This is a genomic window from Desertibacillus haloalkaliphilus, assembly GCF_019039105.1.
In the GTDB taxonomy this organism is placed as follows: Bacteria; Bacillota; Bacilli; order Bacillales; family KJ1-10-99; genus Desertibacillus; species Desertibacillus haloalkaliphilus.
In genome coordinates, this window is record NZ_JAHPIV010000669.1 from 1 (window position 1) to 292 (window position 292).

Genomic DNA, 292 nt, shown 5'->3' on the forward strand with positions numbered 1-292 from the left:
GAGATTCCATATTTTCGAACAATCTCATATTGAGAGTGTTTCCCCGATAAATAATCCCTCACGGCTGCTTCTTTTAGCTCTTTAGTATATGCTTTCCGCGTTCTAGAGTCCTCAAATCCATTTGAGCCATCACTCTCAAATATCTCTACCCAGTTATATAAGGTAACATCCGGTATTTGATATCTTTCCAGCAATTCTTTAACTTTAAAATCTTGGTTCTTATAAGCAGTCACTACTTCATTCTTAAACTGACTAGAATAATATTTATTGGACAAAAATACTCCCCCTAAGG

Annotated in this window: 1 protein-coding gene; it reads right to left on the bottom strand. The window is 35.6% G+C overall.

Annotated features, from left to right (window positions below):
• Positions 1-275, bottom strand: a 275-nt coding sequence (locus KH400_RS30535; RefSeq protein WP_217228813.1) for a transposase, incomplete at its 3' end; no start/stop codon positions are given.
• Positions 276-292 lie beyond the last annotated feature (17 nt).